An 11,701-nucleotide genomic window follows, 5' to 3' on the forward strand; every position below is an offset into this window, starting at 1 on the left:
AGTGGCAGGTTCCTTGATCAGCTCTACGGCTCTACGAGCCTGGGTGCGAACGCATGTAGTCTAACAACCCATCTAGGCGCGGGTCCTCGGACACAAAGGGGTCGGAGAATTCCTCGGTCATTGGCTCAGGCCGGTTGACCTTCATCCGCGTCCAATCCACCGTTACCGCGGCATCGAGCTCGCGGGCAACAGCGAGAAACTCCCCGCGCAGCTTGGCACGGGTGGTTCGCGGGGCGGTGTCGACGGCAGCATCGATTGCAGCATCGTCGATCCAGCGCTTCACCATGCCGCGCTGCTCCAATACGCTGTAGAGGCCACGGCCGGGACGGATGTCGTGGTAGGTCAGGTCAATCTGTGCCAGCTTGGGGTGCGACCAATCCCCGCCCAGGCGCTCGCGGTAGCGGTTTAGCAGGCTGCGCTTGATGACCCAGTCGATCTCGCGGTCAACACCGGAGAAATCCTGAGTCTCAATGGCCTGGAGGGTGCGCTTCCACAAGTCCACGACACGGGCCAGCTCAGCCGTTGGCGTGCCTGTGTCCTCGCGGTGTTCCAGCCAACGCTCAGCGGCGGTACAGAGCTCTTGCTGCACGGCGAGCGCGGTGGTGCTGCCGCCTCCCTCAAGCGGGAGCTGGGTGCGACCGGTCGGGTCGAGCGCGATGGCGCGGATGTGTTGAATAGGTTCGAGAACCGAGAGGTTCGGCACCTCAAAACCGGCCTCCAGCATCTCCAGCATGAGCAGCGTGGAGCCAACTTTGACGGCCATCGTGGGCTCAGCCATATTGGAGTCGCCGACGATAACGTGCATGCGACGGAAACGCTTCGAATCCCCGTGTGGTTCATCGCGGGTATTGATGATGGGCCGCGAGCGAGTCGTCGCGGAGGACACACCTTCCCAGACTTGGTCGGCACGCTGTGAGAGCACGAAACGCGCCGGTTCCTCACCCTTAGCAGGTCTAATCATCCCCGCGCCACAGATGAGCTGCCGGGTGATCATGAATGGCAGGAGAGCTTTGCCGAGGTCCTTGAGCACCACGTGGCGGCCGATGAGGTAGTTCTCGTGGCAGCCGTAGGAATTGCCCGCAGAATCGACGTTGTTCTTGAACAGATAGACGGCGCGCTTCTCCCCCTCGTCCGCTAGGGCTTCCTCCGCCTGCACGGCCATGCGGTTGACCATGGCATCGCCGGCGCGCTCATAGGCAATGAGCTGGCTCAGGCTATCGCACTCGGCGGTAGCGATCTCCGGGTGGGAGCCGACGTCGAGGTAGAGGCGGGAGGCGTTGGGGCTAAAGATATTCGAGGAGGAGTACGTCGACACGATGGGCCGGAAAAGTACGCGGGCGATCTCATCCGGGGACATCACCCGCTGTCCATCGCTTGCGCTCGCAGTGATGCCGTACTCGGTTTCGATGCCCATAATCCGCCGTGCATAAACGGGGGCGCTACCGGAGGGCTGCTCCACCTTTATTCGCCGCCCTTTTGGACGTAGGAGCGCACAAACTCCTCGGCGTTGGATTCCAGGAGGCCGTCAATCTCATCGAGAAGATCATCGGTACCCGCGCTGTTGATGCTGACTTGTCCGGCATCGAATTCCGAGGAATCACCTCCCTGCCCGTTACCGCCACCGGCATTAATCTGGGACTGCTGTCCGCTCATGGTGAGAGCTCCTTTCGCGAGTGGAGAATGCTGCGCTAATACAGTGTAGGGTACTCGATTCGCACCCCGAGCTGGCGCAAACTATCAACGAAGTCGGCGGCACTGCCCGCAGATTCCAGTAGAGCGCCCACCTCGTCTTGCCCGAGTCTTGTGGTGTCGTCGAGCGCCACGCAGGCGGTTCCAGAGTTGGCTCCCTCGGCCTCACCGATGCGGAAGGTCAGTGACTGCCAGGACGCAGCCAGGACATCCTCCCCGAACTTTCGGGTAGCGTGGCCGCGCAGGTAGGCGCGGGTGTCGCTGGGCGGCGTCTCTGCTGCCGCTGCGATCTCTTCCTCACTGACCAGGGTGCGCATCTGTCCCTTGCGCACGAGCGCATGGTAAAGGGATTTTGCGGGGTCGATGTCTGTGTACTGCAAATCGATCAGAGCCAGCTTCGGATCATCGGCCGCGACGCCGCGGTCAAGGTAGCCTTTAATCAAGCGATACTTGGCCACCCAATCCAGCAGGTGGGCGGCCTTGAGCGGATTATCAGCCAAAAGCGCGACAACCTCATCCCAGGCGGCGAGCACCTTTTCATCCGCCTCAGTGGTGGCGGTGACCCTCTCCCGGTAGACGGCGAGGATGTCGAGGGCGGTGAGGTGGCGGCCGTCGCGAAGCGCCAGCTTATGAGTCACAGTGAGGTCGCGGCTCACCCGCTGCACCTCCTCCACCGGCTCTGCTAGGCGCAGGTCACTAAAGTCCACGCCGCTCTCGATGGCATCGAGTACCAGCGAGGTCATGCCCAGCTTGAGCAGCGTCGAGGTATGGGACATCGTGGCATCACCGATGATGACGTGCAGGCGACCGAAGTCCTCGGCGACCGCATGTGGTTCATCACGGGTGTTGATGATGCCGCGGTTGAGGGTGGTTTCCAGGGAGATCTCCTGCTCGATATAGTCCGCGCGTTGTGAGATCTGGAAACCAGGTTCTTCACCATCAGCACCCAATCCCACGCGTCCGGCACCGGTGACCACCTGGCGAGCGACGAAGAAAGGAATCAATCCCTGGGCAATGTCATCGAAGTCAGTATCCCTGGAGTACTGGTAGTTTTCGTGGCTGCCATAGGAAGCCCCCTTACCGTCCACGTTGTTCTTGTAGAACTTCAGCGGTGGGCAGGGATCATGCGTGGCCAACACGGACGTGCCCTGAGCGGTCAGCGATGCTACGGCCTCCCCTGCGCGACGAAGGATCAGGTCGCCGGAGGCGTCGTAAAGCATGGCATCCCAGGCATTCGTGCACTCCGGCGAGGAGTACTCCGGATGGGCGTGATCGACGTAGAAACGCGCGCCATTAGCGGTCACCACGTTGGCCACACCCAAGGCATTCGGGTCCACCACGGGCACCGTGTGGTAGCGCTTGAGATCGAAGCCGCGGCTATCGCGCAGTGGGTGCTCCTCCCGAAAATCCCAGCGGGAGCGCGCACCGGTATGCAGGGCGGCATAAGCCACAACAGCATGGGTGGAGGTCACAATCGGTGATAACGCCGGGTTGGACGGCGTGGAGATCCCATATTCAGTTTCGGTTCCTAGAACACGGCTCACGGTTGTACTCCCATCAATTCGACCCCGGTGACATGCGCGCCAGCGGAGGTACCGGCGACGATCTTCGCCCACTCCTCCGGGTTGGCAGAAGTCGGTACGTATTCAGATTCTGCCTGCTCGGCCGCGATGGCCTGGTGCAGGTGCGCGGCGGTGATGCCTGCGGGCTGCGCTCCCCCAGCAGAGTTTGTTGCGTCCAACGCTTCCTTAATCGCTAGCTTCTTGGCACGGGAGACGATGTTGGCAATCATAGCGCCAGACACGAAGTCCCGGTAGTGCAGCACGCGCGGATCCGCGTTAGCGAAGTGCAGAGTGACAAAGGGCCGCTCGGCGTAGAGAGCGTCCACCGCGGTATCGATGAGCTGTGAAAGATCGCCCTCGTGGGGGACGGACTCCGGGAAGTGACGGGCGAAAATTTCGCGTGCGCCCTGTTTGGTCGGGCGGTTGACGCGGATCTTGATGTCGAGGCGCCCCGGGCGCATGATGGCGGGGTCGATGAGTTCCTCACGGTTGGTAGCACCGATGACGATGACGTTGCTGAGCTTTTCCACACCGTCCAGCTCCGTCAACAGCTGCGGGACGACGGTGGTTTCCATATCGGAGGACACGCCGGAACCACGGGTGCGGAAGATGGACTCCATCTCATCGAAGAAGATGATGACCGGGCGCTGGCTGCCATCCTCGGTGGACTCGGAGGCTAGCTCGCGGGCGCGCTCGAAGATGAGGCGGATGCGGCGCTCAGTCTCGCCCACGAACTTGTTGAGCAGTTCTGGGCCCTTTACATTGAGGAAGTAGCTGGGGGCACTAGCTCCCAGCGACGCGGACAGTGAATGCGCCACCGCCTTGGCGATAAGCGTTTTGCCGCAGCCCGGCGGGCCGTAGAGCAGTACGCCCTTGGGCGGCTGGAGATCGTACTGGCGGTAGAGCTCCGGGTGCAGGAAAGGCAGCTCGACGGAGTCACGGATGAGGGAGATCTGTTCATCCAAACCGCCGATGTCCTCGTAGGAGACGTCAGGAACTTCCTCCAGCGTGAGCTGTGCTACCTCAGTCTTGTGCACGCGTTCGGTGGCTACACCAGATTTGGGCTCAACCAAGAGGGTATCGCCGGCGCGCACGGTATCCCGCAACGCTGCAGCGAGGAGAACAACCTGCTCTTCACCAGAGGAATTGATGACCACGGCGCGGTCGGTGCCGAGACGTTCTTGGATCGTCGCCAGCGCGCCCGTATTTACCGGGGCGCAGGCCTCCACGACGACGAAGCCCTCGCCCAAGCGCACCTGCTGCCCTACTTTCAGGGAGCCGGGCTCCAGGTTCGGCGAAATCTTGACCCGCATGGCTCGGCCATTGGTATAAACTTCGGCGTCACGGCGTGAATCATGCGCGCGCCCGGAATAGCCCAGAAAGACACCGTATGTGGAGGCAGGCTCCGCAAGGGCGTCAACCTCCGCGAGCATCTGCTGAAGCTTCGTGCGCGCATCCTTCAACAGGGCAGCAAGCTTGGCATTGCGTTCAGCGAGCTGCTCTATCTGGCGACGCTGCTGGCCAAGTTCCTGGGAATGAGTGGCATCGTTCATAGAGTCCACCCTAGCGCGCAGTGCGCCACGTTTAACCTCGGGGCTTATTTTCGCGCGCGGCGCTGCGGGCGGGGTGGAGTGACGCCGTCGGCAAGCCGGCGCGTCCAGATCAGAAACGCGGTGTGCGCGTTCATGCGATGCTCCGGGCGGGTGGCCAAACCTTCCACCTTCCATTCACGCACGAGGGACTCCCAGGCCCGCGGCTCCGTAAAGCACTTGAGCTCGCGGATGCCCTCCATGACCTTCATCAGCTGCGGCACGGTGGCCACATAGGTCATGAAAACGCCGCCCGGGATGAGGATGTCGCGTACCTTCTCAAGGTGCTCCCAGGGCTCGAGCATGTCTAGGATGACGCGGTCCACGGGGCCGCCCAGCTCCTCGACGGTGACATCGGCCAAGTCCCCAAGGCGGGGACTCCACCATTCGGGCTGTTTACCGAAGTATTCGGTGACGTTATCCACGGCGTATTCCAAGTGGTCATCGCGCACCTCATAGGAGAAAACGTGGCCTTCCGGCCCCACGGCGCGCAACAGCGTCATCGAGAGCGCGCCGGAACCGGCGCCGGCCTCGAGCACGCGCGCGCCCATGAAGATATCGCCTTCGACCAGAATCTGCGCGGAGTCTTTGGGATAGATCACCGCGGCACCCCGTGGCATCGACAGGACATGGTCCACCATGAGATGGCGGAACAGGAGGAAGGAGCTACCCAGAGTCGAATCGATGACGGAGCCTTCATCCATGCCGACGACATCATCGTGGTTGATGATGCCCTTGTGCGAATGGAACTGGCCTCCCTCCTCGAGGACGATGGTGTAGTGACGCCGCTTGGCATCGGTGAGCTGCACGCGGTCGCCGTAGCGGAAGGGGCCGGAATAAGCCATGGCGTGGGAACCTTTCACATAGTTGAAGGTGGCAAGGATTAACCCACCAAGTATGCCTCAAGGGCGTTACCAAGCCATAGTTGGTCGCGCTCGCCCACCAGCTCGCGGGCCGAGTGCATGGACAGCATTGGGACTCCCACGTCGACGGTGGGGATGCCCAAACGGGTGGCGGAAATCGGTCCGATGGTGGAGCCACAGGGCACGTCGTTATTTCCCACGAATCGCTGGACCGGAACGTCCGCACGGCGGCAGGCGGATTCCCACAGGGCCACGGTGTGAGCGTCGGAGGCGTAGCGCTGGTTGCCGTTAATCTTGGTTACAGGTCCCTGGCCGATGATCGGGTGGTGCGTGGGATCATGCTTCTCCGCGTAGTTGGGGTGTACAGAGTGGGCGGCATCGGCAGACACGCAACTGGAGCGCGTGAACATCTGGAAGCGCTGCTCCTCGTTCGCCCCGAGCGCCCGTGCGGTGCGGGTCAAAATATCACCCAGAATCGGGCCACCCGCGCCATAACGCGAGGAGGAGCCCACCTCCTCATGATCAAAGGCCGCCATGACGAGGATGTCCTTGTGCTTCATGGCATCGGCGTTGTGCGCGGCGGCGAGAAGAGCCCTCAGAGAGGCGTGAACGGAAGAGAGGTTATCCATGCGTCCAGCAGCGATGAGCTTTTCGCCGGCGCCAAAGACCTCACCGCGCTGGGCATCGGCGGTAATGAGGTTGAAGGAAGCGATATCTTCCGGGGCGACGCCTAGCTGCTTGCCGACGACCCCCATCACCGACGTTTCCGGAGTGCCCACGGAGAGCACTGGCTGCATGTGGCGCTGGCGATCCGGCTTGAACTCATCCTTGCGGTAGAGGTGAATCGCCAGCGAGGGAAGACGAAGCAGCGGGCCGGTGTTGACCAAGTGGCGGGTGCCATCACGCAGGACGACTTGACCACCGACGTTGAGCTCGCGATCAAACCAGCTGTGGAGAAGGACTCCGCCATAAACTTCCACGGCTACTTGCTGCCATCCGGCGGAATCGAAATCCGGAGTGGGCTTGAGAGCAAGACCGGGCGAATCAGTATGGGAGCCGATAATCCGGAAACCCGAATCCGGGCTAGCACCTTCGGGGACGAACCATGCCATGACCGCACCTCCCCGGACCATGACGTGACCGCCTGGTGCAGCCGACCATTCGGCAGACTCGTCTTGGCGGCTAAAACCCGCATCAACGAGTGCGCGCGCTACCTCCTCAGCCGCGTGATAAGAGGAGGGACTGGCGGCGATGAAATCGAGAAAATCTTGCGTAGTGCTCATGCCTACTAGCTTGCCACGGACCGTCGGGAGATGCGGGCGGGAACGAGGTTGCCTATGCGCTAGGCTGAGGAACATTATGCCGAAAAGACTAGCCCTCTCCCCTTCCCGTGCCTCCGATTACAAGCAATGCCCTCTGCTCTATCGCTTCCGGGCCATTGACAAGCTGCCTGAACCTAAGACAAAAGCCCAGGTCAAGGGAACGCTGGTCCACGCTGTGCTGGAGAAGATGCACCAGCTACCCCGTGAGCAACGTGAGTACCCGGCCGCGGTGAAGATGATCAAGCCGGAATGGGCGGTGATGCTCGACTCCGATCCGGAGCTGCGTGAATTGGTACCCGAGCCCGAGGAGCTGGATTTCTTCGTCGAAGCACGCCAGCTCATCAAGGGCTACTTCCAGATGGAAAACCCCCAAGGTTTCGACGCCCACGAGTGCGAGATGTACGTCGATACCGTCTTGCCAAACGGTGTGCCTGTCCGCGGGTTCATCGACCGCGTAGACGTTGCCCCCACTGGCGAGGTGCGCGTGGTGGACTATAAGACGGGAAAGAAGCCGCTTCCCCGGTATTCCCAGGACGCGCAATTCCAAATGAATTTCTACGCGCTGGTGTACTGGCGGCTTCTCGGCACCATCCCCACGCAGCTGCGGCTGATGTACCTCAAGGTCTTGGATTCGATGTTCCTCACGCCTGGGCCAGAAGAGCTCGAGTACTTCGAGCGTGACCTAGGCGAGCTCTGGGCCAAAATCGAAGGCGATGGCAAGGCCGGAGATTTCAGGCCGAAGACGTCAAAGCTGTGTGGTTGGTGCTCGTTCCAAGACCTCTGCCCGGCTTTTGGCGGTACGCCACCCGAGTATCCCGGGTGGCCCGACTAGGCCTCGTAGACCGTCGCGCTGCGTAAGACCGTGCCGCGGCTTAGAACAACCCAGAGATGGAACCGTCAGCGGCAACGTCGATGTTGTTCGCTGCGGGCTTCTTTGGCAGGCCCGGCATGGTCATGACATCACCGGTTAAGGCAACGATGAAACCAGCGCCGGTGCGCGGCTGCAGTTCGCGGACGTGGAGGACGTGGCCTTCCGGAGCGCCGAGCTGGCTCGGATCATCCGAGAAGGAGTACTGGGTCTTGGAAATGACGACTGGGAACTGCTCCCAACCATTGTCCTTGATGTACTTCAAGTCCTTGAGAGCCTTGGAAGAATACTCCACCCGCTCGGCGCGGTAGATTTCCTTGGCGATAGTGTCGATGGAGCTCTCAATTCCTTCAGCGGGGTCGTAGAGCTGGCGGGAGGAGCCTTGGGAGAGGTTGTCCAGAAGGCGCTCAGCCAGCGCAGTCGCCCCTGCACCACCCTTCGCCCACACCTCTGCTTCTTCAAGAGCCACGTCGAAGTCGGCCGCCCACTGACGCATGAACTCGCGCTCGGCCTCGGTATCGCTCCCAAAGAGGTTGAGAGCGACCACTGGCTGAAGCCCGAACTTTCGCAGGTTCTCCACGTGGCGCTCGAGGTTGACCACGCCCTTCTTCAGGGCTTCCAGGTTCTCCGTGGTGAGCTCCTCGCGCGGCTGCCCGCCGTTGTACTTCTGGGAGCGGATCGTTGCCACGACGACCGCGCCGGCGACATCAAGCTCACCAAAGCGGGACTTGATGTCCATGAATTTCTCGCCACCGAGGTCCGCCCCGAAACCTGCTTCCGTGAGGACGATATCGCCGAAGCGCATAGCAGTTTGGGTGGCCAACAGTGTGTTGCAGCCATGAGCGATGTTGGCGAAAGGACCGCCGTGGACGAAAGCCGGCGTACCGCCCAGGGTCTGGACTAGGTTGGGGTTCAGCGCATCGTGCATCAGGGCGGTGAGTGCGCCCTCTGCGCCCAAGTCGCGGGCGGTTACCGGTTGCTGGTCATAGGTGTAGCCCACAGTGATATCACCGAGGCGTTTCTTCAGGTCTGCCAAATCGGTAGCGAGACCGAGGATGGCCATGATTTCCGACGCCGCAGTAATGGTGAATCCGGTCTCCCCCGGCACTCCGTGCGCTGGGCCGCCAAGACCGGTGACGACGTTGCGCAGAGCGCGGTCATTGACGTCAACGCAGCGCTGCCAGGTGATGCGGCGCGGATCGATGCTGAGGGCGTTGCCTTGGTGGATGTGGTTATCGATGATGGCGGCCAAGGTGTTGGTGGCCGCGGCGATAGCGTGGAAGTCACCGGTGAAATGAAGGTTGATGTCCTCCATCGGCACAACCTGCGAGTAGCCGCCGCCGGCAGCGCCGCCCTTGATGCCCATGACGGGGCCTTGAGAAGGTTCGCGAAGCGCGACGATTGCCTTCTTGCCAAGCTGTGTGAGGGCATCGGTCAAACCGATAAGTACGGTGGACTTTCCCTCGCCGGCTGGTGTCGGAGAGACGCCAGTGACGAGTACCAGCTTTCCATCGGCGGGGGCATCCCCAACCTGGGTGATATCCACCTTGGCTTTGTTCTGCCCATAAGGGATGAGGGCGGGCGCTGGGATTCCAGCGCGGGCGGCAATATCTGTGATGGGTTCGAGCTGGTGGGCTTGGGCAATGTCAACATCAGAAGGTTGCGTAGTCATGCCCACCAGCTTAGCGCTCTAAAGAAGCCTCTTGAGCAACATTAGATAATTTCTCGATGATGCTAAAGCAGGACCGCACCGAAGGCGTAGCACAGGAGGACAGACAAGGCGATGCTGACGGTGCCGGGGATGATGAACGGGTGATTGAAGACAGCTTTGCCGATGCGGGTCGAGCCGGTGTCATCCATCTCAACGGCTGCCAACAGGGTCGGGTAGGTCGGCAGGATGAACAGAGCGGATACCGCAGGGAAGGCAGCCACAGCGGTCAGTGGGTTGACGCCGAGGGCCAGAGCAGCCGGCATGAGAGCCTTGGTGGTCGCGGCTTGCGAGTACAGCAGCGCCGCAGCAAAGAAGAGCACGACGGCCAGCAGCCAAGGGGCGGATTCGATGACGGAGCCGGAGATGGCCTGAATGTCCTCCATGTAGTGGTTAATGAGCGTGGTGCCCAACCAGGCCACACCAAGCACACAGATACAGGCGGACATGCCCGACTTGAACACTGGCGTATTAAGTACGTCGCCAGCGGAGATCTTGGTGATCATCACGATAAGGGTTGCAGCAGTGAGCATCACCGTCATGATGGCTTCATTGCGGGGCAGAGTCGGCTCTTCGATGAGTCCCACCTGAGAAGATGTCAGGGTGGCCCACAGCATAACGATGACGATGGCAACGAGGAAGATGATGACGGAGGTCTTAGCGCCCTGTACCGGGCTGTAATTGTGGGAGCCCTGCGGCATCTTTACCAGGCCTTGGGCCTTGCGCTCCTGGTATACGGGATCATCTTCTAGCTCCGCGCCGGAGCGGTTGGCAATCCACGCGGCAGGGAAAATGGAGAGAAATGTCGCCGGAATGAGCACAGCGAGGATCTGCAAGTAGCCCACGTTCATCGGCTCCAAGAGGGAGGCTAGCAACACCACGGCGGCGGAAATGGGCGAGGCACAGATGGCCATTTGTGAGGCCACCACAGAGATAGACAGCGGACGGGATGGGCGAACCTTGCCTTCCTTGGCCACCTCAACGATGACGGGAAGCGTAGAAAATGCCGTGTGGCCGGTACCCGCCAGAACGGTCATAAGCCAGGTCACGACAGGGGCATAGAACGTGATCTTCTTAGGATTCTTGCGAAGGAATTTCTCGGCGAGGTAGACCAGATAGTCCATGCCGCCGGCGCGTTGCATAGCAGCAATGGCCGCGATAACAGTCATGATGATGCCGATGACATCGAAAGGAATGTCTTCGCGTGTAACGGGAACGCCGCTCAGGCCGAGAAGCAGGACACCCAAGCCGCCGGCCATGCCAATGCCGATCGAACCAATTCGGGCACCGAGATAAATCGCCGCGAGGACGATAATGATGTGCACAACAACCATTATGTAACTCCAATATGTGCAGGTGATCTGCAGTATGGGGTGAATCGCGCGACGGTCCGCACACGACCTGGGCGCGAGAACTGACAGTCTCTATTCTGCCCTACTTATGTGGCATTAGCGAGATTCCAGGCCCGATTGTGTCCGTTTACACACCCCCTTCGCTCGAAGGAGGGCCGAGGGGCTTGAGAGATGGACAGCCACTAAAAGAAAACGACGCGCCCGCGCTGCCTCGTTGAAGGTAGCGCGGGCGCGTGGCGTGCAGCATCAGCGTTTCTATACGCTAGTGCTGTGGCACAGCTTTATTCGTCGATGTAGAGCTGACCGCGGAATTCTGGGTGCATGAGGTTCTCTACAGACAGAACCTTGTTGAGAGTCTCTTCGTCGAGCAGGCCCTTCTCCAGAACTAGGTCCTTGACTCCCTTGCCGGTCTTGAGGGACTCCTTAGCAATCATGTCACCGTTGTGGTGGCCGATGAACGGGTTCAGGTAAGTGACGATACCAATGGAGTTCTCCACGTAAGCGCGGCACACATCAGCGTTTGCGGTGATGCCCGTGACGCACTTCTCGCGCAGGGTATCGACGGCGTTGCCCATAATGCGGATGGACTGGAACAGTGCCTCACCGATGACCGGCTCCATGACGTTGAGCTGCAGCTGGCCAGCCTCAGCCGCCATGGTGACCACGTGGTCATTACCGAAGATCTTGAAGCAGACCTGGTTAACAACCTCCGGGATAACCGGGTTGACCTTACCCGGCATGATGGAGG

General features: G+C 60.9%; 9 protein-coding genes and 1 pseudogene. 1 reads left to right on the forward strand and 9 read right to left on the reverse strand.

What is annotated here, in order from left to right; genetic code table 11:
- Positions 1-31 precede the first annotated feature (31 nt).
- From pafA to HMPREF2996_RS04075, 6 genes are read right to left on the reverse strand one after another with little or no spacing between them, the layout of a single operon-like run.
- Positions 32-1,414 carry a Pup--protein ligase gene (pafA, locus tag HMPREF2996_RS04050; protein WP_070446621.1) on the reverse strand — a complete coding sequence of 461 codons (1,383 nt, stop codon included), beginning with the start codon at positions 1,412-1,414 and terminating at the stop codon, positions 32-34.
- A 47-nt stretch (positions 1,415-1,461) separates the two neighbouring features.
- A complete protein-coding gene (locus tag HMPREF2996_RS04055) occupies positions 1,462-1,653 on the reverse strand; it encodes a ubiquitin-like protein Pup (protein ID WP_070446620.1) in 192 nt (63 codons plus the stop codon).
- Positions 1,654-1,688: 35 nt separating this feature from the next.
- Positions 1,689-3,233 carry a depupylase/deamidase Dop gene (dop, locus tag HMPREF2996_RS04060; RefSeq protein WP_070730232.1) on the reverse strand — a complete coding sequence of 515 codons (1,545 nt, stop codon included), beginning with the start codon at positions 3,231-3,233 and terminating at the stop codon, positions 1,689-1,691.
- Entirely contained in the window at positions 3,230-4,804 is a 1,575-nt protein-coding gene (gene arc / locus HMPREF2996_RS04065) for a proteasome ATPase (protein WP_070730234.1), read from the reverse strand. Before arc ends, dop begins: the two co-directional genes overlap by 4 nt.
- 44 nt (positions 4,805-4,848) lie before the next feature.
- Entirely contained in the window at positions 4,849-5,685 is an 837-nt protein-coding gene (locus tag HMPREF2996_RS04070) for a tRNA (adenine-N1)-methyltransferase (RefSeq protein ID WP_010186638.1), read from the reverse strand.
- 38 nt (positions 5,686-5,723) lie between these two features.
- Positions 5,724-6,986 (reverse strand): M18 family aminopeptidase, encoded by a 1,263-nt coding sequence (locus HMPREF2996_RS04075; RefSeq protein ID WP_070730235.1) that lies wholly within the window; start codon positions 6,984-6,986, stop codon positions 5,724-5,726.
- A gap of 76 nt (positions 6,987-7,062) precedes the next feature.
- Between HMPREF2996_RS04075 and HMPREF2996_RS04080 the strand changes: the two genes are divergently transcribed.
- Entirely contained in the window at positions 7,063-7,857 is a 795-nt protein-coding gene (locus HMPREF2996_RS04080; protein WP_070730237.1) for a RecB family exonuclease, read from the forward strand.
- 40 nt (positions 7,858-7,897) lie between these two features.
- Here HMPREF2996_RS04080 and HMPREF2996_RS04085 read toward each other — a convergent pair whose 3' ends face one another.
- The 3 genes and pseudogenes from HMPREF2996_RS04085 to HMPREF2996_RS04095 all read right to left on the reverse strand — a co-directional run.
- Positions 7,898-9,565: a formate--tetrahydrofolate ligase gene (locus tag HMPREF2996_RS04085; protein WP_070730239.1), complete on the reverse strand. Its 1,668-nt coding sequence runs from the start codon at positions 9,563-9,565 to the stop codon at positions 7,898-7,900.
- Positions 9,566-9,627: 62 nt separating this feature from the next.
- Positions 9,628-10,935, reverse strand: coding sequence for an anaerobic C4-dicarboxylate transporter (locus tag HMPREF2996_RS04090; RefSeq protein ID WP_070730242.1), 1,308 nt, complete (start codon positions 10,933-10,935; stop codon positions 9,628-9,630).
- Between the two features lie 299 nt (positions 10,936-11,234).
- Positions 11,235-11,701, reverse strand: a pseudogene (locus tag HMPREF2996_RS04095) (lyase family protein); the annotation flags it as partial.

This window comes from Corynebacterium sp. HMSC066C02 (assembly GCF_001814945.1).
Classification (GTDB): Bacteria; Actinomycetota; Actinomycetes; order Mycobacteriales; family Mycobacteriaceae; genus Corynebacterium; species Corynebacterium aurimucosum.

Excerpts from the sequence above, each read along its gene's own strand:
- pafA (WP_070446621.1), bottom strand. The coding sequence starts at position 1,414 with ATGGGCATCGAAACCGAGTACGGCATCACTGCGAGCGCAAGCGATGGA.
- HMPREF2996_RS04055 (WP_070446620.1), bottom strand. The coding sequence starts at position 1,653 with ATGAGCGGACAGCAGTCCCAGATTAATGCCGGTGGCGGTAACGGGCAG.
- arc (WP_070730234.1), bottom strand. The coding sequence starts at position 4,804 with ATGAACGATGCCACTCATTCCCAGGAACTTGGCCAGCAGCGTCGCCAG.
- HMPREF2996_RS04070 (WP_010186638.1), bottom strand. The coding sequence starts at position 5,685 with ATGGCTTATTCCGGCCCCTTCCGCTACGGCGACCGCGTGCAGCTCACC.
- HMPREF2996_RS04075 (WP_070730235.1), bottom strand. The coding sequence starts at position 6,986 with ATGAGCACTACGCAAGATTTTCTCGATTTCATCGCCGCCAGTCCCTCC.
- HMPREF2996_RS04080 (WP_070730237.1), top strand. The coding sequence starts at position 7,063 with ATGCCGAAAAGACTAGCCCTCTCCCCTTCCCGTGCCTCCGATTACAAG.
- HMPREF2996_RS04085 (WP_070730239.1), bottom strand. The coding sequence starts at position 9,565 with ATGACTACGCAACCTTCTGATGTTGACATTGCCCAAGCCCACCAGCTC.
- HMPREF2996_RS04090 (WP_070730242.1), bottom strand. The coding sequence starts at position 10,935 with ATGGTTGTTGTGCACATCATTATCGTCCTCGCGGCGATTTATCTCGGT.